Genomic DNA, 18,418 nt, shown 5'->3' with positions numbered 1-18,418 from the left:
CAGCAAAATTGCTGCTAGCACAGTTACACTTCGGCGCGAAAAATGTGTAAAGCACGTTTTTTTATACCGTATATTTTTCTAGTGTTTTGCGTACAGCGCCTTTGCCTGCTGTCATTTCTTTGAAGTAGTCGCAAACCAATTCTGCCATGTGGACATCATATAGGTTTACACCAAAAATCTTGGCATTTTCCAGGACTGGCTTTAGTTTTGCTTCTGCGTCAAAATCGCTTCCCAATGTGATGTCTGCAACATACGGGCAAACTGTATCCAGAAGTGGATCCGAGCTTAATGCAAATGCCTCTCCATTGTCGTTGACTGCCATAAGATAGCGCAGCCACCCTGCGAATACAAGGGGAATTAATTTTAAGTCCGCGGTATCAAGTTTTGGTGACGCGGCATATGCCTTGATAGTCTCGCCGAAGCGGATAGCAAGCTTCTGTGAGGTATCTGTGGCAATACGCTGTGGAGTATCCGGCATGAACGGATTCGGAACACGTATATTCAATACGGTGTCGATAAAGTCTTTCGGATCCAGGATGCCTGGATTTATGACAACCGGAAGTCCTTCTTTATAGCCGATTCCCTCTACTAATTTCTTCAAGGTTTCGTCTTTCATTTCCTTAGAGATCAAATCGTATCCGAGCAGGCACCCAAATACGGCGAGCGCGGTGTGAAGCGGATTGAGGCAGGTGCAGACTTTCATCTTCTCTACCTTGTCGACCGTCTCACGTGCGGTAAACATCAATCCGCCTTTTTCCAGTTCGGGTCTGCCATTCGGGAAAGCATCTTCAATGACAAGGTACTCACATTCCTCCGCGTTGACAAAGGGGGCAATGTAAGTATTTTTTCCGGTGATGACAGGATCCAATTCCTCCACACCGTCCTTTTGCAGAATCGCTTCTACGGATGGATCCGGACGAGGGGTAATCTTGTCGATCATAGACCAGGGGAAGGACACCTTCTGTGGGTTCTTGATATAGTCTGCAAAGGCAGTGTCTACCAGCTTATTTTCCACCCATTTTTCTGCAAATGTGCTTACGGCATCATACAGCTTCGTCCCGTTGTGGGAACAGTTATCCATACTTACCATAGCGATTGGCTTCTGTCCTGCGAGAAAACGTGCGTAGAGGAGAGCTGCGACCTTTCCGATATAGCTTGCCGGCTTTTCAGGCCCTTTTTCCATGTCTGCTTTTACGTCCGGAAGTATGTCGCCCTTTCCATTTACGAGGCTGTATCCTTTTTCTGTAATCGTAAAGCTTGCCATCTGAAGGGTGTCTGCCTCGAAGATTTCTTTAAGGCGTGCAAAAGAGACTGCATTGTCAGAATCCAAGGCAAGAGATTCTACAACACTTCCAACGACTGTCTTTTCTACATTTCCGTCTGCCTTCAAAGTGACGAGGATGCTATATCCGTCATGCGGAAGATTCATTTTTTCAATGATTTCATAGTCATATCCTTCTGCCACAATCAATCCGGTGTCAAGCACTCCCTCATTTAAGAGATTCTGTACGACATTTGCCTGGAAAGCGCGGAAGATGTTTCCGGCGCCGAAGTGAATCCAGCGCGGACGCTTCTTTGTGTTCTCTGTGACAGCCGATCTGTCAAATTTAGGAAGTGTATATCCTTTTTCTTCCCATTCTTTGCGGTTTGCAAGACCTGCTTCATTTAATCTCATTATCTTGCTCCTTTCTCAATCGCTTCCCAAAGTCCGTTTAAATAGGTTGCGCCGAGAGCTCTGTCATAGAGGCCGTATCCTGGCATTGCAACTTCTCCCCAGATCATACGTCCGTGGTCTGGACGGATTGGGCCGTCAAATCCGATCTCATAGAGGGCTTTCATAATCTCATACATGTCAAATGTTCCGTCGGTGGAAAGGTGAGCTGCTTCCTCAAAATCAGTCGGAGAGTTGAATTTTAAGTTTCTTACGTGTGCAAAATGGATTCTGCCCTTTAAAGAGCGAATCATATCCGGCAGATCGTTTTCCAGGTTTGTGCCGTAAGAACCAGAGCAGAAGGTTACGCCATTGTGCGGGTTGTCCACCATTTTCATCATGCGGAGGATATTTGCTTTGTTGATGATGATACGCGGCAGTCCGAACACGCTCCATGCCGGATCGTCCGGATGAATTGCCATATTGATATTGTATTTGTCACAGGTCGGCATAATGCGTTCCAGGAAGTATTTCAGGTTTTCAAAAAGCTTTTCATCATCAATGTCCTTGTACATTTCGAATAACTCTTTGATATGCGCCATACGTTCCGGCTCCCATCCGGGCATAACCGTCCCGTTGGTATCGGCGGCAATGGAGTTGAACATATCTTCCGGATCGATTGCGTCTACGGCTTCCTGTGTGTAGGCAAGAACGGTAGAGCCGTCCGGTCTTACACGTGCCAGCTCTGTACGAGTCCAGTCGAATACCGGCATGAAATTGTAGCATACAAGGTGAATATCTTCCTGTCCTAAGTTTTCTAATGTTTCGATATAGTTATCAATATACTTGTCCCTGTCGGCAGAGCCTACCTTGATTGCGTCATGTATATTTACACTTTCGATTCCTGCGATATGAAGGCCGGAAGCCTCTACTTCCTCCTTGAGTGCACGGATACGCTCACGGCTCCATACGTCTCCCGGCGCTGTGTCATACAGTGTTGTAATGACTCCGGTTACTCCCGGAATCTGGCGAATCTGCTGTAAGGTTACGGTGTCGAATTTGCTTCCGTACCATCTCAATGTCATTTCCATAGTAAATACCATCCTTCCTTTCCAATCTACATAAAATTGGAGTTCCATTTGTTGTATATGGCTTTATTATATCCCATTTCCGAAAAAATCAAATTGACGGAATTGCGGGAGATATTGTAAAAGTTGCGGTATTTTATATTTGTCGTGAAAGAGAAAGCGTCTTTGATTATAATGTAACCCCCTGTTTGAAGATTGCCATGTCATGGAATCCCGCTTTTTCAGACTTCACCTGTTCTCCGGAAGCGACAGAGACAACATAGTCAAAGAATTTGTCGCGCAGTTCGTAAAGGGTGTCCCCTTCTACGAGCGTACCGCAGTTAAAATCAATCCAGTTGTTCTTTTTCTCAAACAATGCATTATTTGTAGAGATTTTGACGGTCGGTACAGGCGAAGCGAAAGGGGTTCCTCTTCCTGTTGTGAACAGCACAATATGCGCGCCGGAAGCGGCGAGGGCGGTAGCCGCGACTAAGTCGTTTCCAGGAGCGCTTAACAGATTCAAGCCTTTTACTTTGACCGGCTCGCCGTATGCCAGAACGCCGGTCACTGGGGCAGTGCCTGATTTCTGCGTACAGCCCATTGATTTATCTTCCAGTGTAGAAATACCGCCCTTTTTATTGCCTGGAGACGGGTTTTCGTAGATCGTCTGATTGTGGCGCTTGAAATACTCTTTGAAATCATTGATTAAGCTGACAGTCTGCTCAAAGAGCTGTTCGTCTGCACAGCGATTCATAAGCTGTGTCTCAGCGCCGAACATTTCCGGTACCTCTGTAAGAATGGTTGTTCCTCCTTTGGAGATAAGCAGATCGGAAAAGGCGCCTACGGTCGGATTGGCGGTAATACCAGACAGACCATCAGAACCGCCGCACTTCATGCCAATGACCAGTTCACTGCAGCTTATCGGTTCGCGCTGAAAATTACCGGCATATTCCGCAAGCTCAGATAAGAGCTTTAGAGCTTCTTCTATTTCATTGTCAGATTCCTGGCACACGAGGAATTTCACTCTATTTGGATTGTATTCGCCGATGTATTCTTTTAAAATGTCAATGTTGCTGTTTTCACACCCAAGTCCAAGAACAAGTACTCCGCCCGCATTTGGGTGCTTAATGAGATCGGCAAGAATCTGGCGGGTGTGCTCTTGATCGTCACCCATCTGGGAACATCCGTAAGGGTGCGGGAAAGCTGCGACTGCTTCTATGGAACCACAGACAAGATCCTGGGCTTTGCGTTCGATAGAAGTGGCAACATTATTCACACACCCTACTGTCGGGATAATCCAGAGCTCGTTGCGCACGCCGACTTTTCCGTTAGGACGGCGGAATCCCTGAAAGAAACGTTCTTCGGTAGGCTCCAAAGTAGTATCCTGTTTGTCATACGTATATGTCAGCAGATCTCCCAGACCGGTGCGAATGTTTTGGATATGTATCCAGCAGCCGGTGTGGATGTCTTCTTTTGCAAAGCCGATAGGGTATCCATATTTGATAATCTGGTCGTCCTTCTTAATTTCGGTAAGGGCGAATTTGTGGCCTTGTGGGATATCCTCTTTTAATGTAAGGGAAAGATCATCTACTTCTACTGCAGTTCCGGCTGACAGTCCGGTAAGAGCCACTGCGACATTATCTTTGGGATTGATTCTTAAATACGTTTTCATAAAAAAGCTTCCTTTCCTCTCTTTTTTATTTCATTTTAATCTTAAAAATGTAAGTGCTTACATTTAAGCTACACCATTTTGAAACTTACGTCAAGTTAAAATAAAGAAAGATATATAAAATAAGAAAAAACCAGAAAAATAAATAAAGTATTAAAAAATATCCGGCAGGTACTACAAAAAAATAGATTGTAACTTACGAAAATATTTTATATAATAAGAAAAGAAAATGTAAGCGGTTACGCATAAAGGTAGCAAGAAGCATCGGCAGGGTGCCGGTATGTGAAAACGGAAGGCAGGTGTATCCGGTGAACATCTATGATATAGCAAAAATTGCAGGGGTTTCTATTGCGACAGTTTCCAGAGTCGTCAACGACAGCCCAAGAGTCAGTGAAAAAACAAAGCGCAGAGTAAGGGCGGTTATGGAGGAATACCAATATACGCCAAATGTATTTGCCAGAGGATTAGGGCTGGACTCTATGAAGACAATCGGAATTATCTGTCCGGATGTGGCAGACTCCTATATGGCTGCGGCCGTGGCATTTTTGGAAAGGAGACTGAGAGAATATGGCTATGACTGTATTTTGTATTCCAGCAGTCATCAGCAGGAAAAAAAAGAACAGGCGATAGAACTGATACTAAAAAAACGAATTGATGCCCTAGTGCTGGTAGGTTCTACGTATGCCGGAAACGGCGACAATGATGATTCTACGGGATATATCAAAAGAGCAGCGGAGAGGATTCCTGTATTTTTAATAAATGGACATCTGGAGGGGAAAAACATATATAGTGTATACAGTCGAGACTACCAGGCGACCTTTGACGTAACCTCCAAACTGATTGAATCAGGAAGAAAGCAGATTTTATTTCTTACGGATTCACGCTCCTACAGTGCAAGGAAAAAGATGGAGGGATATGAGGCCGCGCTGAAAAGTCATGGTCTGCCGGTGAAAGGGGAATTAAAGGTATATACGAAAAACCAGGTACATTATGTCAGAGACATTCTTCTGTCGAGAAGAGATTTGGAATTCGACAGTGTGCTCGCCACAGATGATGGATTGGCGGTGGGAGCCGTAAAATATGCTCATGCGAGAAGAAAAAAGATGCCGGAGGAGCTCTCAGTCATCGGATACAATAATTCAGAGCTTTCAGTCTGCTGTGAACCAGAGCTGACAACTATCGATAACACAGGAGAGAAGCTTTGCAATATTACCATTGACAATATGATGAAGCTCTTGGGCGGTCAGAAGGATATACCAAAGGAGGTTCCGGTTGATTGCTGTCTGGTGAAACGGTGTACAACAGATTTTTAGCAAATATAGAAGGAGGAATTAAAAATGAGTAAACTAGAAGAAGTAGGATTCGAGCTGCGCCATGTAGGGATCAACTGCGCGGACGAAGAAGAGGCAGACAAAGTGGCAGGAAGATTTGATGAGATTTTTGGATTTTCTAAAAAGACTGGAAACAGTTCAGTATTTGCGGGAACCGCGGTGGAAGTGATGAAGACGCCGTATCTCGGAAAAAACGGGCATATTGCTATTGGAACAACGGATATAGAAAAGGCAGTAGCGTACCTGAAAGAACAGGGCGTAGAGATAGATATGGAGACCGCAAAATATAAGAATGAAAAACTGATCGCAGTTTATATAAAGGAAGAAATAGGCGGTTTTGCGGTGCATCTGGTACAGAAATAACGAGCTGCCGCAATGAGAAGTTGAGAAAAGTAAGATATGTTTACAAAAAACTATAACAAAAAAACTATAACAATAGGAGAGACAGGATTATGAAACAATTTATGGACAAAGATTTTCTGCTCAGTACAGAGACGGCAAAAGAGCTATACCATGACTATGCGGCCAAAACACCAATTCTGGATTATCATTGCCATATCAATCCGCAGGAAATTGCAGAGGATAGAAGGTTTGAGAATATTACACAGGTATGGCTGGGCGGAGACCACTATAAATGGCGGCTGATGCGTTCAAACGGCGTGGAGGAAAAATATATTACAGGAGACGCATCGGATTGGGAGAAATTCCAGAAATGGGCGGAGACACTGGAACGGGGAATAGGAAATCCCTTATATCACTGGAGCCATCTTGAATTGCGAAGATATTTTGGATATAATGGCGTATTGAATAAAGAGACAGCAGAGGAGGTATGGAATCTCTGTAATGAGAAATTACAGCAAGCTTCCATGAGTGTTCGGAACCTGATCAAACAGTCCGGCGTTACGCTTGTATGTACGACCGATGATCCGGCAGATTCTCTTGCATGGCATAAAATGTTAAAAGCAGACAGCAGTTTTGATGTGCAGGTACTTCCGGCGTGGCGTCCGGACAAGGCAATGGGAATTGAAAAGCCTGCATTTGCAGAATATATGAAAACACTTGGAAGCGTAAGTCAGATGGAAATTCAGACATTTGCAGATCTGAAAAAGGCGCTGGAGCATAGAGCTACGTTTTTCAATGAAATGGGTTGTCGCGCGTCCGATCATGGGTTGGAATATGTCATGTATGTACCGGCGCCGGAGGAGGAAATCGAGAGAATATTTGCGAAGAAGCTTTCCGGTGCACAGGTTACAAAAGAAGAAGAACTGAAATATAAGACTGCATTTATGCTGTTTGCCGGTGCCATGTATAACAAGCTTGGTTGGGTGATGCAGCTTCACTATGGCTGCAAGAGGGACAATAACACGCCAATGTATGAGAAGCTGGGTCCCGACACAGGATTTGACTGTATCAACAATTATGCGCCGTCAAGCGAAATGGCGGATTTCCTGGATGCACTGCATAAAACAGGGGATTTGCCAAAGACGATTATTTATAGTCTGAATCCGAATGATGATGAAGCTATCGGCACAATTATCGGCTGTTTCCAGGATTCCAGCGCGGCGGCAAAGATACAGCAAGGCTCTGCGTGGTGGTTCAATGATCACAAGACAGGGATGACAAAACAGCTTACATCTCTTGCAAATCTTGGTTGTCTGAGTAATTTTGTGGGAATGCTGACCGATTCAAGAAGCTTTTTGTCTTATACAAGACATGAATATTTTAGACGAATTCTCTGTGATGTATTTGGAACATGGGTAGAGAATGGGGAATACCCGAAAGATATGGAAGCGCTTGGAAGAATTGTAAAAGATATTTCCTACAACAATGCGGTAAATTATTTTGGGTTTGAGCTGGAGAATGTAAAATAATAAAATTATATCTGTGAAGCAGGGCAGAATGCGTGCGCCGTAAGTGAATGTCTTATCGTTTGACGGTATTGCGGCGACGCATAAATGCCCGACGCTTTTAAATTTAAGGAGTGGAAAAAAGAAGCAGTCTGTCTGCTTTGTTTTTTGCTTCTTTTATTTTTTCCCGCCGGACAAGTTTTCTGTTCGGGACTGTATATGCCGGCATTCTCTGGGGGATATGCCGAATTCTTTTTTAAATGCGCGGTAAAAACTAGAATATTCTTTAAAACCAAATTGAAGGCAGACCTCGCTAATGCCTTCCCCACTCTGAATGGCATGATAGCAGGCAGAGAGCCGCTTTTTTAAAATGTACTGGTGGACGGAAAGACCGGTGTTTTCCTTAAATACATGGGCAATGTGATACTTACTTACATAGAATACGGAAGAGAGCTTTTCAAGAGAAAGCTCTTCTTCTAAATGATCCTCGATATAATAGAGTAAATTCTGATAGAGGTTTTGTCCACTGCGGGCATCTTTAGGATTCTCACGCTCATGTGCTTGCCGGTTTAAATGAAGCAGTAAATCATTGACGCAGACAGAGACTTGTGAGGCATGTCCAAAACGGTCAGAGTGGATCTCCTCAATAAGGCGGAAAACCTTAGATTGGATTGCATTAAAAGCGATAACGTCATTGTGAAAAATATATTTTTTCATAACCAGCGCACGCTGCATCAGATATACATAGTCCGAGGAAAGAGCAAGTAGACGATTGCAGAAATCTACGCTGATCCAGAGTACAAACCGGCGGTAGGGCTGCTCATGGCTGTTTATTACCGCATAATGATGGATACCTGGAGGAATCAAGACAACGTCTCCCTTCTTTAAAAGAAAGGAAGAATCCTCAATGATCATGGTCACATTCCCTTCGAGAAAAAAATAAAATTCATAGTAAGAATGAGTATGATTTTCTATTTTGGAGAGATGACGGGTGCTGTAATAATAGATTTCAAAATCCTTTGCCAACATGTACTGTCGGGTACTGAATGTTGTCTGAAATTTCTTCTTCATGGGCGCAGCTCACTTTCCATTTGTTCTTTTGCATTAAGAATATAGTGGGACAATTCTTGTATTCTGTCGTTGTCCATACGGTTGACCGGTGCAGAGATACTAAAAGCATACCGTACTTTCCCAGAATGATCTTTCAGACCTGCGGCGATACAGCGCACGCCTGTTTCGTTTTCTTCATTGTCCAGCGCGTAACCCCGTCTGTGGACTTCCTCTAAGTTTTCTTTAAACTGTTTATAATCTGTGATGGTATAAGGAGTCATACGGACGATAGAGCTTCTTTCCCACAATTCCTGCACCTCGGACTCGGAAAGCTGGGCGGCAATCGCCTTGCCGACTCCGGAACAATACAGAGGAATACGGCTGCCAATTCGGGAAACCATCTGGATCCCATTCGTGAAGGACTCGACCTTATCGATATAGACGGCGTCGATTCCATCACGTTCTACGAAGTGTACAGTCTCCTTTGTGATTTCCATCAAGGCTCTTAAATGGGGGCGGACAATGTTGACGACGTCTACCTTACCCATGATTTTATTAGACATATCGACAATTTTAAAAGTAGGTTCGTATTTGCCGTTTCCTTCGTTCTGTCTGGCATAACCCATATAAATGAGAGAATTTAAGACCCGGTGTACCGTACTTTTGTTTAAGTTTAAACTGCTGCTGATCTCCATCAAACCCAGAGAACCTTTCTCAGCGAGAAGTTCCAGCGTTTCAAATAGTCTGCCTGCAACCTGAATAGGATTTTTGTTTTCCATATAAAAGACTCCTGTTTCATAATATGGAACAAATTTTAACATATTTTTCAGTCTTGTGCAACTGTCACTTATTCACAAAAGAAGGCCTTATATTTTAAGCATTATTCATACTTGACTTTTTAGCGTCACAGAGTATACTAGTAAATAAGATGTGTCACATAGTGGAACATATTTTCATAATATGAAACTTTATTGAAGGAGAATTGAGATGAACGAAGTATTAAAACAAATCGGAGAAATCGGTATTGTTCCTGTTGTTGTTTTAAATGATCCGAAAGATGCAGAGCCTCTTGCACAGGCGCTTTGCGATGGCGGGCTTCCATGTGCGGAAGTGACATTTCGGACAGATGCCGCAGAAGAATCTATCCGTATTATATCAGAAAAATTTCCGAATATGCTGGTTGGGGCAGGTACTGTGCTGACGACGGATCAGGTAGATCGCGCGGTGGCAGCAGGCGCAAAATTTATTGTAAGTCCTGGCTTGAATCCGAGAATCGTAAAATACTGTGTAGAGAAACAAATTCCGATTACACCAGGATGTGCAAATCCAAGTGATGTAGAACAGGCATTGGAGAACGGACTGGATGTTGTGAAGTTCTTCCCTGCAGAACAGGCTGGCGGACTTGCATATATTAAGGCGATTGCCGCACCATATGTAGGTGTGAAGTTTATGCCGACAGGTGGAATCAATGCAAAGAATGTAAAAGAATATCTTGCCTGTGACAAAATTCTTGCATGCGGCGGAAGCTGGATGGTAAAAGGGGATTTGGTCAAAGCAGGTGAATTTGATAAAATCAGAGAGCTTGTAAAAGAAGCAGTTGAAATTGTAAAGGAAAGCAGAGGTAAATAAAATGGCAAAGAAAGTAATTACATTTGGTGAGATTATGTTGAGACTGGCTCCAGAAGGATATTACCGTTTTGTGCAAGCAGATTCTTTTGGCGCTACCTATGGAGGTGGAGAGGCAAACGTTGCAGTTTCTCTTGCAAACTATGGATTTGATGCAAAATTCGTAACAAAACTGCCGAAACATGAAATCGGACAGGCAGCAGTAAATTCTTTGAGAAAATATGGAGTAGATACTTCCTATATCGCACGCGGCGGAGACAGAGTTGGTATTTATTTCCTGGAAAAAGGTGCTTCCCAGAGACCTTCTAAAGTAATCTATGACCGCGCTAATTCTTCCATCGCTACAGCAAGTGCCTCTGATTTTAATTGGAAAGAAATATTTGACGGTGCAGAGTGGTTCCATTTCACAGGTATTACACCAGCTTTAAATGACGACGTAGCAGCAATCTGCCTGGAAGCGTGCAAGGCTGCAAAAGAGGCAGGAGTTACAATTTCCTGCGACTTAAACTACAGAAATAAACTGTGGTCTAAAGAGAAAGCCGGCAAGGTGATGGGTGAACTCTGTCAGTATGTAGACGTATGTATTGCAAATGAAGAAGATGCTGCAGATGTATTTGGAATCAAAGCGGCAGATACAGATGTAACAAAAGGAGAAGTAAATCACGAAGGCTACAAAGATGTAGCAAAACAGTTGGCAGATAGATTCGGATTCTCTAAAGTTGCGATTACATTGAGAGAATCTATCTCTGCAAATGATAATAATTGGTCTGCAATGTTATATGATGGAAAGGATTACTATTTCTCTAAGAAATACGCAATGCGTATCGTAGACCGTGTAGGCGGCGGAGACAGTTTCGGAGGCGGACTTATCTGTGCTTCCTTAAATGGATATGATTCACAGGCGACAATCGAGTTTGCAGTTGCAGCTTCCTGCCTGAAACACTCTATTGAAGGGGACTTCAATATGGTATCTATGGACGAAGTGCTGAAGCTGGCAGGTGGAGACGGCTCTGGACGTGTTCAGAGATAACATGCCTGCAAAAGAAGGCGAGGCTTTCTTAAAAATAGCTAACCCATTTTTAAATAATATAGATTAAGTCGAGAGATGCTGTCTGCCATGCAGCATCTCTAATAATATGCGGAGGTATAACCATGAATAAATCCTTTGATCTTTTAGCGCTTGGAGAAGTATTGCTGCGTCTGTCACCACCTAGCAATGAGCGACTTGTCCGCGGGGAAACACTGCAAAAGCAGGTAGGAGGCGCTGAATTGAATGTCGTATCGGGCGTATCCCTCTTGGGGCTTCGCACAGGTATTATTTCAAAGCTTCCTTCCAACGACATTGGAACCTATGCAAAAAATCGGATTCGTTTCTGCGGCGTCAGCGACGATTACCTTGTATATGACGATTCCCATGATGCGCGTCTGGGAGTATATTACTATGAGAATGGAGCATATCCGAGAAAACCAGGGATCGTCTATGATCGAATGTATACCTCTATAAATAAAATTGCTGTTTCCGATTTCGAGGAAGAGCTATTCGCTTCGACACGCTGTTTCCATACAAGCGGAATCACACTGGCGTTAAGCAGTCAATGCAGAAAAACAGCAGTTGAGATGATGAAAAGATTCAAAGAAGCAGGGGCGCTCATTTCGTTTGATGTGAATTTCCGCGGCAATCTCTGGACTGGGAATGAGGCACGGGAGTGTATCGAAGAGATTTTACCCTATGTAGATATTTTCTTCTGTTCTGAGGACACGGCGCGCCTGACCTTTTTAAAAGAAGGGGATGCAAAATCGATCATGAAGAGCTTTACAGAAACATATCCGATCTCTATTGTTGCCTCTACGCAGCGTATTGTGCACAGTCCGAAGGTACACACGTTCGGCTCTGTGATTTATGATGCGCGAAAAAATACCTTCTATGAAGAAGAACCTTACCGCAATATAGAAGTTGTAGACCGGATTGGAAGTGGAGATGCGTATGTATCGGGAGTGCTCTATGGGCTTTTGTCTAAGCCGGATGACTGCCAGAGGGCGTTGGAAATCGGAAATGCAACCAGCGCTGTGAAAAACACAATCCCAGGAGATTTGCCGTCCTCAGATTTGCGCGAAATAGAGACAGTGATAAAAGCACATAAAACAATAGGGCCGCAATTAGAGATGGAGAGATAAAGATAAATTTAACGAAGCAACAAACAGTGCGAAAAGAACAGGCAAACTCTGTGACATGCTTGCATGTAAACAGAAGTTTGTCTGCTTCTTTTCATTCGGCGACTGCCGATAGCGAAATGGAGCGTATGCGGAATTGAGCTGGCACTGCGGACGCTAACAAAAATGGTTCGCGCAAGAGGGCGTGTATTGCAACGTTCGTCAGGGCTTCGCCGGAATTCCTCACTTTTGCAACACACGCCCTCTTGCGCTTACACTTTCGCCAGCTTAAGTTTATATTTCCAGGCGGAAAAAATCGGCTTCACGTTGCTATGCATTTCCAATCGGAAGTAGTATAGATACTTCTAATTGAAGGGCTATAACAACGTGAAGCCGTTCTCTTTTTTATGAATTTCAGTTAGGGCGCCACCTTCCTATAGACGAAGGAAAAACTTCTGACAGGGAGTCTGTAGCAGCGTGAAGCCGGTTCTGTTCTGTCTGAAATTATAAACTTAAGCTGGCGAAAGTGTGAGTGTGAAAGAGATGCTTTGCGTGAGTGAGGAATTTCGGCGAAGCCCTGACGAACGATGCAAAGCATCTCTTTCACACGTCTCTTTTGTCACTTAAATTTTATATTTCGTCAATTAACTTTGTATTCTTCTTTTAGGCGGCATTTTATTTCGGTATAGGAGTTTGTCTCTTTATTTTCGATTTTTACTTTTGGATTTTCAGACAGGGGATAGAGGAGGGGCTGTACATCAAATTCCTCTGGAACCAGCCTGTTTTTCCATACTTCAATTTCTTCTGGCGTTTCATAGATGTTTCTTATTACTCCACCGCTGTAGCCATTTGGGACAGAATGGTGGGTGAAAATTTCTATGGAAATGATCGGATAGTCAGCAATGGACTTAGCTGTATCTATTCCTATGGACTGAAGCAGGGCATTTGTCTGTGTAAAAAATGGATAGACTAAAATTTCTGTCGCAGTACCGCTTTTTTGTGACTCAATAGTTAAAATTCCTGTAGGCAAATCTTCTGAAAGAGATTCCATTTTCATCTGTCCTACATCTGCGGAATAGGCATCCAATAAACTTTTTTTGTCACTAGAAGATAATGAAAGGGGGATGTCTGTGATCCCGTCAGACCAGGTAAACAGATCTTTGCCGGTATCTCCAAGACTATCGGGTGCAGAGACAGGATAGGCGATTGCTTTATACTCATCCGTTTCATAGACAGAGGCAAAGGAGGAGAACATCTCCTTACTGAGTGTATAAACGCGGTAATGTTCTTTTTTATTCTTTAAGTGATAGCAGACGGTTGCGGTAGTGTAAGGGGCTTCTTCATATGCAGGCTGTCTGGAAGAAGTTTCCTTTGATTCAATAAGGGACTGGAGCCAAGACATACCGAGTGTTTTGGCTTCTCCTGAAAAACGATAAAGATCTAATTGTTTATCTGTTGCATAAGAATTGCCGTACAGTATTTCTGCGTACATATCTTCGTCCATGTTAAGTCCTGCAATACTGATACTTAGAGAGTCTACCTGTTCGCTTTGGGGGAAATAAGAATCATAAGCAGAAGCGCCTGCAAGGAAAGCACAGCTTGTACAGACAGCAGCTGCTCCGGTAAGGAGAGGCTGCATTTTACGGCGCAGAAGGATTCTATGGGAATCCTGTACGAGCGCTTCTAGGAGAAGATGCAGAAGAAAAGAGACGATTGCAATACATATCAAAGAGAGCAGAACTGACAAAACCAAGTTTGTCTGTGTAACATTGGTTATATGAAACAGAAAACTGGTACATAAAAGTCCGGCAAGGAAAGTAAGAAGAATTTCTGTAGTTCGTTCTGCCAGAGTAAAGGCAAAAATTTTGCCTGCCATTTCCGGTTTTCGTTTTTTCTGTCCCAGTGCGAAAAGGCAAAATAGCAAAAGAATCCATATAGCTGCCGTCAAAAGCAGACTGCCGGCAGGGGTATAGGTAAGGACAAGTGTTTTATCAAACAGAAAGGTACCGCACAGGGTACGGCAAAACTCGAAGGGAACCAGGCACGCATATAAGGATTCAAGAAGAGGAGATTTATAATATGTCTGAAAGCAATTTTGAGACAGCGGCAGAAATACATGATTTATCAGAAGGTGAAAATAGCATAAAAATCCTGTAGATAGAAGTGCGGCAGGAATGAGGCCGCCGCATAGAACGACAGAACAGATGACAATGTGGTACAACAGAAGAAAAACGCCTGCATAGACCAAGATACTCTTGGAGGTGTAAGACAGAATATATGGATAAAATGTGAGATCTACACTACTCTGATAAATACTTAATACTGCCATAGAAAGGGACAGCGGCAAAAGAAAATGGAAAAGCCCGTGCAGATAGCGTGTCCAGAAGATACATGTCTTCGTGACAGGAAGGCTGTAGTAAAGCGCCAGCTTCTTAGGCTGCAATAAATAGAAAAATTCTGTAAATCCTAAAGCGACCCCAAGCCCAGTGCATATATAGAGGAGTTCTGTGCTTCCGATACCGAAAAAAGTATATTCTGTATCAACACTTAAGACAGTTATTTTTATAATACAGTAAATACAGAAAGCGCTCCAAGAGAGAAATGCGGTAAGATGCCCTCTTTCGGCTTCTTTTATCCAATTAAAGAAAGACTTTGCGGATGTCATAACCATTTTCCTCCATCTGAGTCATAAAAATTTCTTCCAGCGTCAAAGAAATATTTTCAGAAAAAATAGGATGCTTTTCCTGAATTTTCTGCTGTATTGTCTGTAGGTCTCCTTTTGCGATAATCGTGGAAAAATATCCGTCCGTATGGCAGTGTATGACATATAGCTCTTTTCGGAGTTCTTCGATCGATTCTTTATTAGAAAATACACATTGCATTTTATAGACATCTGCTGTGTTATGGGATATATCGGCGGAGGTGATAAGTCCCCCTTTGTGAAGAATTCCTATATTTTGACAAATATCTTGCAAAGCATCCAATTTGTGAGAAGCTACAAGGACAGTAAAATTCCGGCGCTTCATTTCCTGCCTGAAAAGATTCTTCATAAGCTTTGTGGCAATCGGATCAAGGCCGTCAAATACTTCATCACAAAATACATATTTGGTTCCTGCACATAAGGCAAGGATAAGAAATGCCTGGCGCTTCATGCCTTTAGAAAAGGTACGCAAGGGAAGGCACATATCCAGATTCAGAGCCTCCGCCATATAGGAGACAGCATCTGTGTCCAGATTAGGATATTGGCGCTTGTAAAACTGTGCCATTGTTTCCAGTGAAGCATTTGGGAAGTAATAGGGATCATCTGGAAGGTAGAAAAAGGATTGCTTGGAATCCACACAGAGAGAGGGGGAGGCACCGTCTATTTTGACTGTCCCTTCATCTGCGGTAAGAATACCCGACAGAATTTTAAGCAGGGTACTTTTTCCCGCACCGTTTGTACCGAGAAGTCCGAAGAAATTTCCGTCCGGTATGGTAAGTGAAACATGATTTACGGCACAGAGGGTGCCGAAATATTTTGTAAGATTATAAAGTTCAATCATAGCACGCCTCCTAGAATATATGGAAGAAACACCAGGCTGGCACCTATGTCGGCTACGCCAAATTTTGTGTACGAAAAACAGACAACTCGCCTTTTTAATTACAGATATGGCTGAGTGGGAGTTTCAGGGTAGCTTCCCATAGACACGAGAAGCTGTAAGCCAATATCCCGTGCAGTGAGGACGGCATTTTTGACAGCGCTTGCCTCACCGGTGACGGCTACAATTACTTCATTAGAATGACTGGTTCCTATATCCGGCGTCATATAACGGATTATCTCGACGGGAGAAGATTTTATAGCAAGGTCTGCCATTACAAGCCCAATGGCGGCAGGGGAGCCACAGAAGAAACCAAAAGGCTTGCCAAGCGGAGCGCCAAAGGCGAAAGAAAGAGCCTGATCCGCGCTGGCGGAATAAGTAAATTCCAAATGTCCTGCTTCGCTGATGTAAAGCTCACCGGCATATTTTGTAGTAAATTCCAGTGAGATTTCCACAGCACGCCGCACGTCGGAGACATTCTCACCGCCAATGATGATGAAATTACCATGGCCGCCCCACCCTTTTGTATCTCTTGGAAGCTGAATAGATATAACTTCTGTGTTGGTAGATTTGACTGCTTCGTCCACTGCGTTGATCTGTCCGGCAGCTCCGGTGCGGGAGCTCAGTATGCCAAGGCTTTTGTATGGTTTATTCAGGTGCATCTGCGCCAACAGGGAAGGCTCCACTCCTGGTATGACAAGACCGATGGTGTCAAGTACGGTGGTTCCTACAAATTCAGAAAGTGTACAGTCCATGGGAATTTTTGTCAGTTCATTTACATTTATCATATCGAAGATACTCCTTTATTGTCTTGAATGTATTGGAAATTTACTGTAGTTATATCATTTTCATATCAAATACAATGACCTTATAGAAATTATTTATAAAAAGCCCCCGTCCAGTCCGATAATCTGTCCGGTAAGATAAGGATGTCCGCAGGCAAGAGAGAGGGCAAGCTCTGCTACTTCTGTTGGTGTGCCAAATCTTCCGGCGGGAATTTCCTCTTTCAGTGCCATTCGTTCGGCATCTGAAAATTGGTCGTTCATACATGTGTCAATGACACCGCAGGCAATGGCATTTACCTGGATATTTGAAGGGGCCAGCTCTTTTGCCAGCGCTTTTGTGAGTCCGTTCATTCCGGCTTTTGCCGCCGAATAGGCAGTTTCGCAGGAAGCGCCAGATGTTCCCCACATAGAAGAAATATTGATGATTTTCCCCTGTTTTTGTCTGACCATATAAGGGATGGCAGCACGACAGCAGTAGAATACGGAAAAAAGATTCGTGCGCATTAACTCTTCCCATTGCGGATTAGTCATATCCTGCAACAGACCTATATGTGATACGCCGGCATTGTTAATGAGGACGTCCAGTCCGGCACAGGTATATGAAATGGTATCGAATATCTGATCCACATTGTCAGGATTTCCTACATCACCGGGAACGATGGTACAGGAGGCGCCGATTGCTTCTAATTCCCGGCGTACGGTTTCCAGCTCATCAAGGGATTTCCGGCAGTTTAAAAATACATGAAACCCTGCTTTTGAAAAGACGAAAGCACAGGCACGGCCGATCCCGCGAGACGCACCTGTTATCAAAACATTTTTTTTATTCATAGGCTACCTCGATTATTTATACCCTGAAGGGCATACCGCAACTTACTCCCTTCGGGATAGCGTGGCGGGCTTCGCCCGATAAGCTATACCCTGAAGGGCATACCGTAATTCATTCCCTTCGGGAGGACGGGCTTCGCCCGATAAGGTATATCTTATTTTATAAGTATAGCGTATCCGATAAAATTTGTATACTGTTTTCATTGTGATTCCAAAAGGCATATGGTATGATTTTATTGAAGGTTTGAGGCGAGGAGGCGGCGATAAAAGATGATAGATGAAGCCATAGAGTTTGCGACGAAAGCACATGCGGGGCAATTCAGAAAAGGGACAAAAAGACCCTATATCGTTCATCCGATAGAGGTGGCTGACATTGTGGCTACAATGACGCAGGATGAAGAAATTATCTGTGCAGCGGTTTTGCATGATACGATTGAGGATTGCCAGAATGTTACGGAAGACATACTGAAGGAAAAATTTGGAGAGCGTGTGGCATCTATGGTGGTATTGGAAAGCGAAGATAAGTCCAAAAGCTGGGAGGAGAGAAAAGGCGCGACGATTCTCCGGCTGAAAAATGCACCCAGGCCGGTGCAGATGATTGGACTTGCGGACAAGCTGTCGAATATGAGAGATATTGATCGGGATTATCCGGCAGAAGGAGAGAACCTCTGGAAACGGTTTCGAATGCAGAGCAAATCAGCGATTGCCTGGTATTATCGAGGGGTACAGGAGGCGCTGGAACAGGACTTCGCGGGAGTGGAAGCATATGAGGAGTACTGCAGACTGGTAGAGAAGAATTTTGGTTCTGATATAGAACCGTTTATATAGACAGTGAAAA

At 43.7% G+C, this 18,418-nt stretch carries 16 protein-coding genes; 7 read left to right on the top strand and 9 right to left on the bottom strand.

Annotated features, from left to right (window positions below; all coding sequences use genetic code 11):
• Positions 1 to 61: 61 nt before the first annotated feature.
• From ACZ5C4_RS15980 to ACZ5C4_RS15970, 3 genes are all read right to left on the bottom strand, one after another.
• Complete coding sequence (locus tag ACZ5C4_RS15980; protein ID WP_464521844.1) at positions 62 to 1,675, bottom strand: mannitol dehydrogenase family protein; 1,614 nt, start codon at positions 1,673 to 1,675, stop codon at positions 62 to 64.
• Positions 1,675 to 2,742 (bottom strand): mannonate dehydratase, encoded by a 1,068-nt coding sequence (gene uxuA, locus ACZ5C4_RS15975; protein WP_464521843.1) that lies wholly within the window; start codon positions 2,740 to 2,742, stop codon positions 1,675 to 1,677. Before uxuA ends, ACZ5C4_RS15980 begins: the two co-directional genes overlap by 1 nt.
• Positions 2,743 to 2,908: 166 nt before the next feature.
• The gene (locus ACZ5C4_RS15970; RefSeq protein ID WP_464521842.1) at positions 2,909 to 4,390 is read right to left on the bottom strand and encodes a UxaA family hydrolase; all 1,482 of its coding nucleotides are present in this window, start codon (positions 4,388 to 4,390) and stop codon (positions 2,909 to 2,911) included.
• A gap of 305 nt (positions 4,391 to 4,695) precedes the next feature.
• Here ACZ5C4_RS15970 and ACZ5C4_RS15965 point away from each other — a divergent pair, with 305 nt between their 5' ends.
• From ACZ5C4_RS15965 to uxaC, 3 genes are all read left to right on the top strand, one after another.
• Positions 4,696 to 5,700 carry a LacI family DNA-binding transcriptional regulator gene (locus ACZ5C4_RS15965; RefSeq protein WP_464521841.1) on the top strand — a complete coding sequence of 335 codons (1,005 nt, stop codon included), beginning with the start codon at positions 4,696 to 4,698 and terminating at the stop codon, positions 5,698 to 5,700.
• 24 nt (positions 5,701 to 5,724) lie between these two features.
• Positions 5,725 to 6,081 carry a VOC family protein gene (locus tag ACZ5C4_RS15960; RefSeq protein WP_464521840.1) on the top strand — a complete coding sequence of 119 codons (357 nt, stop codon included), beginning with the start codon at positions 5,725 to 5,727 and terminating at the stop codon, positions 6,079 to 6,081.
• 89 nt (positions 6,082 to 6,170) lie between these two features.
• Positions 6,171 to 7,589 carry a glucuronate isomerase gene (gene uxaC, locus ACZ5C4_RS15955; RefSeq protein ID WP_464521839.1) on the top strand — a complete coding sequence of 473 codons (1,419 nt, stop codon included), beginning with the start codon at positions 6,171 to 6,173 and terminating at the stop codon, positions 7,587 to 7,589.
• A 153-nt stretch (positions 7,590 to 7,742) separates the two neighbouring features.
• Here the strand turns inward: uxaC and ACZ5C4_RS15950 are convergent, their stop codons facing one another.
• The gene (locus ACZ5C4_RS15950; RefSeq protein ID WP_464521838.1) at positions 7,743 to 8,636 is read right to left on the bottom strand and encodes a helix-turn-helix domain-containing protein; all 894 of its coding nucleotides are present in this window, start codon (positions 8,634 to 8,636) and stop codon (positions 7,743 to 7,745) included.
• Positions 8,633 to 9,394 carry an IclR family transcriptional regulator gene (locus ACZ5C4_RS15945; protein ID WP_464521837.1) on the bottom strand — a complete coding sequence of 254 codons (762 nt, stop codon included), beginning with the start codon at positions 9,392 to 9,394 and terminating at the stop codon, positions 8,633 to 8,635. The genes ACZ5C4_RS15950 and ACZ5C4_RS15945 overlap by 4 nt, the downstream gene beginning before the upstream one ends.
• Positions 9,395 to 9,602: 208 nt before the next feature.
• Between ACZ5C4_RS15945 and ACZ5C4_RS15940 the strand changes: the two genes are divergently transcribed.
• The 3 genes from ACZ5C4_RS15940 (at position 9,603) to ACZ5C4_RS15930 (ending at position 12,416) form a co-directional block, all read left to right on the top strand.
• Positions 9,603 to 10,244: a bifunctional 4-hydroxy-2-oxoglutarate aldolase/2-dehydro-3-deoxy-phosphogluconate aldolase gene (locus ACZ5C4_RS15940; RefSeq protein ID WP_186875635.1), complete on the top strand. Its 642-nt coding sequence runs from the start codon at positions 9,603 to 9,605 to the stop codon at positions 10,242 to 10,244.
• Between the two features lies 1 nt (position 10,245).
• The gene (locus ACZ5C4_RS15935) at positions 10,246 to 11,271 is read left to right on the top strand and encodes a sugar kinase (protein ID WP_186875634.1); all 1,026 of its coding nucleotides are present in this window, start codon (positions 10,246 to 10,248) and stop codon (positions 11,269 to 11,271) included.
• A 122-nt stretch (positions 11,272 to 11,393) separates the two neighbouring features.
• Positions 11,394 to 12,416: a sugar kinase gene (locus ACZ5C4_RS15930; RefSeq protein ID WP_464521836.1), complete on the top strand. Its 1,023-nt coding sequence runs from the start codon at positions 11,394 to 11,396 to the stop codon at positions 12,414 to 12,416.
• A gap of 616 nt (positions 12,417 to 13,032) precedes the next feature.
• Here the strand turns inward: ACZ5C4_RS15930 and ACZ5C4_RS15925 are convergent.
• From ACZ5C4_RS15925 to ymfI, 4 genes are all read right to left on the bottom strand, one after another.
• Positions 13,033 to 15,057, bottom strand: coding sequence for a DUF6449 domain-containing protein (locus ACZ5C4_RS15925; protein WP_464521835.1), 2,025 nt, complete (start codon positions 15,055 to 15,057; stop codon positions 13,033 to 13,035).
• Positions 15,032 to 15,934, bottom strand: coding sequence for an ABC transporter ATP-binding protein (locus ACZ5C4_RS15920; RefSeq protein ID WP_464521834.1), 903 nt, complete (start codon positions 15,932 to 15,934; stop codon positions 15,032 to 15,034). Before ACZ5C4_RS15920 ends, ACZ5C4_RS15925 begins: the two co-directional genes overlap by 26 nt.
• 98 nt (positions 15,935 to 16,032) lie before the next feature.
• The gene (gene pduB / locus ACZ5C4_RS15915) at positions 16,033 to 16,758 is read right to left on the bottom strand and encodes a microcompartment protein PduB (RefSeq protein WP_464521833.1); all 726 of its coding nucleotides are present in this window, start codon (positions 16,756 to 16,758) and stop codon (positions 16,033 to 16,035) included.
• Positions 16,759 to 16,851: 93 nt separating this feature from the next.
• Positions 16,852 to 17,583, bottom strand: coding sequence for an elongation factor P 5-aminopentanone reductase (ymfI, locus tag ACZ5C4_RS15910; protein WP_464521832.1), 732 nt, complete (start codon positions 17,581 to 17,583; stop codon positions 16,852 to 16,854).
• A gap of 267 nt (positions 17,584 to 17,850) precedes the next feature.
• Between ymfI and ACZ5C4_RS15905 the strand changes: the two genes are divergently transcribed.
• Entirely contained in the window at positions 17,851 to 18,408 is a 558-nt protein-coding gene (locus tag ACZ5C4_RS15905; protein WP_464521831.1) for an HD domain-containing protein, read from the top strand.
• Positions 18,409 to 18,418 lie beyond the last annotated feature (10 nt).

The organism is Mediterraneibacter flintii (assembly GCF_055387595.1).
This window is presented reverse-complemented; position numbering and strand designations above follow the sequence as displayed.

Excerpts from the sequence above, each read along its gene's own strand:
- ymfI (WP_464521832.1), bottom strand. The coding sequence starts at position 17,583 with ATGAATAAAAAAAATGTTTTGATAACAGGTGCGTCTCGCGGGATCGGC.
- ACZ5C4_RS15980 (WP_464521844.1), bottom strand. The coding sequence starts at position 1,675 with ATGAGATTAAATGAAGCAGGTCTTGCAAACCGCAAAGAATGGGAAGAA.
- uxaC (WP_464521839.1), top strand. The coding sequence starts at position 6,171 with ATGAAACAATTTATGGACAAAGATTTTCTGCTCAGTACAGAGACGGCA.
- ACZ5C4_RS15920 (WP_464521834.1), bottom strand. The coding sequence starts at position 15,934 with ATGATTGAACTTTATAATCTTACAAAATATTTCGGCACCCTCTGTGCC.
- pduB (WP_464521833.1), bottom strand. The coding sequence starts at position 16,758 with ATGATAAATGTAAATGAACTGACAAAAATTCCCATGGACTGTACACTT.
- uxuA (WP_464521843.1), bottom strand. The coding sequence starts at position 2,742 with ATGGAAATGACATTGAGATGGTACGGAAGCAAATTCGACACCGTAACC.
- ACZ5C4_RS15930 (WP_464521836.1), top strand. The coding sequence starts at position 11,394 with ATGAATAAATCCTTTGATCTTTTAGCGCTTGGAGAAGTATTGCTGCGT.
- ACZ5C4_RS15905 (WP_464521831.1), top strand. The coding sequence starts at position 17,851 with ATGATAGATGAAGCCATAGAGTTTGCGACGAAAGCACATGCGGGGCAA.
- ACZ5C4_RS15960 (WP_464521840.1), top strand. The coding sequence starts at position 5,725 with ATGAGTAAACTAGAAGAAGTAGGATTCGAGCTGCGCCATGTAGGGATC.
- ACZ5C4_RS15950 (WP_464521838.1), bottom strand. The coding sequence starts at position 8,636 with ATGAAGAAGAAATTTCAGACAACATTCAGTACCCGACAGTACATGTTG.
- ACZ5C4_RS15925 (WP_464521835.1), bottom strand. The coding sequence starts at position 15,057 with ATGACATCCGCAAAGTCTTTCTTTAATTGGATAAAAGAAGCCGAAAGA.
- ACZ5C4_RS15940 (WP_186875635.1), top strand. The coding sequence starts at position 9,603 with ATGAACGAAGTATTAAAACAAATCGGAGAAATCGGTATTGTTCCTGTT.
- ACZ5C4_RS15935 (WP_186875634.1), top strand. The coding sequence starts at position 10,246 with ATGGCAAAGAAAGTAATTACATTTGGTGAGATTATGTTGAGACTGGCT.
- ACZ5C4_RS15945 (WP_464521837.1), bottom strand. The coding sequence starts at position 9,394 with ATGGAAAACAAAAATCCTATTCAGGTTGCAGGCAGACTATTTGAAACG.
- ACZ5C4_RS15970 (WP_464521842.1), bottom strand. The coding sequence starts at position 4,390 with ATGAAAACGTATTTAAGAATCAATCCCAAAGATAATGTCGCAGTGGCT.